General features: G+C 62.6%; 1 protein-coding gene. It reads left to right on the top strand.

All coding sequences use genetic code 11. The features are described 5' to 3' along the window. Positions 1-820 (top strand): TrbG/VirB9 family P-type conjugative transfer protein (locus tag G3O01_RS44785; protein WP_346779275.1); only part of this gene is annotated, 820 nt, incomplete at its 5' end. Between the last annotated feature and the right edge of the window lie 112 nt (positions 821-932).

The raw sequence follows: 932 nt of genomic DNA, 5'->3' as shown, positions 1-932 counted from the left end.
CGTCGGGTGTTGTCGTAGGGGGTGCACGATGAAACGGCTTTCGATGATGGTAATGCTGGCCGTGGCGTCGCTGCCGGCCGTCGCGACGGTGATTCCTGGCCCATGTGGAACGGATCCGAATGTGCAGTGCGCCGTCTACGACAAGAACGAGAAGTACGAGATCGCAACCGCACCGGGCAAGGCTGTTCTTCTCATGCTCGAGGACGGTGAGGAAGTTGCGGACAACGGCGCCGGCATGGGCGACGGCAAGGCGTGGTCGGCGTCCAAGGGCAAGAATTGGGTGCAGTTCAAGCCGACGAAGATCAAGCCGGACACCAATTTTCTCGTCGTGACCAACAAGCGGACGTATGTGTTTTCGCTGGTGACGGCGAAGCGGGGCGAGCCGACGACGTGGATGCTCCGATTCGATTACCCGGACACGCGCGCGAAGAACGCGGCCGAACTGGCGCGTAAGCAGGATTTGGCGCGCGGCCTTGCGGCGGCGTCCAGTGCGCAATCGGTGCACCGCAACGAGTCGTACATGAAACGTGGCGATGACGCGCTTTCGCCTACGGCGATGTGGGACGACGGTACGTTGACGTACCTCCAATACGCCACGGGGCGCGACCTGCCGCGCGTTTTCGCGATCCTGCCGGACGGTTCCGAAGCGCTCGCGAACGTCCACATGGACGGGGACACGCTCGTAGTTCACGGCGTCGGCCGCGAATGGCTGCTCCGCCTCGGTAATGCCGTGATGGGTATTCGCAACGACGGTCCGGCGGACGGGAGTTACAACGCGAGCGGGTCGACGGTGCCGGGAATGGTGCGTATCACGAAGTAGCACTCGAAATGACGGACCAGAACCAAATCCATACCGCGCCTGACGAGGAACGCGGCATCCCGTCGCGCGCAGGCAAGAAACGTACTCGCATGCATAGCCTTGTGTTCCCCGA

Origin of the sequence: Burkholderia sp. Ac-20365, assembly GCF_017104715.1 — a bacterium.
GTDB lineage: Bacteria > Pseudomonadota > Gammaproteobacteria > Burkholderiales > Burkholderiaceae > Paraburkholderia.
This window is presented reverse-complemented; position numbering and strand designations above follow the sequence as displayed.